Raw genomic sequence first — 431 nt, 5'->3', positions numbered from 1 at the left:
ATTGTTGTTAAGGCGGGTGACTGAACGTGTGCCGCCAGTGGCGTGGGCTAGAGAGGCCAGTGCTAGAGAGGCCAGTGCGCTATCAGTCGTGGCGTCCAGACTCGAACAGGAACCACACGCGCTGCTCGGCTTCGTCGATCCAGTTTTCGAGCAGGCTCGCGGTCGCGACATCGCCGTATTCATCGCACAACGAATGCGTTTCGCGCATATAGCCGGCGAGCGCCAGGTTGTCCTCGCGCAGTTCCGCGAGCATGTCGCCGGGCGTGACGAAGTCGGCATCGTTATCGGCGATACGTTGCAGCTTCGTGATGTGGCCGGCCGAGCGCAGCGTTTTGCCACCGATCTTGCGGGCGCGCTCCGCGATCGGATCGGTCGTCGCGTAGATCTGGTTCGCCTGGTCGTCGAGCAGCAGGTGATAGTCGCGGAAGTAC

Annotated in this window: 1 protein-coding gene; it reads right to left on the bottom strand. The window is 62.2% G+C overall.

Annotation, left to right across the window (positions count from 1 at the left end):
* Positions 1 to 82 precede the first annotated feature (82 nt).
* On the bottom strand, positions 83 to 431 hold a 349-nt coding region (locus VSR34_RS38710; protein WP_342965273.1), incomplete at its 5' end, for a DNA starvation/stationary phase protection protein.

The sequence above is a fragment of the Paraburkholderia sp. JHI2823 genome, assembly GCF_038900695.1.
Lineage (GTDB): Bacteria > Pseudomonadota > Gammaproteobacteria > Burkholderiales > Burkholderiaceae > Paraburkholderia > Paraburkholderia mimosarum.
Note: the sequence above shows the minus strand (reverse complement) of the source record. Positions and strands in the feature narration are given on the sequence as shown.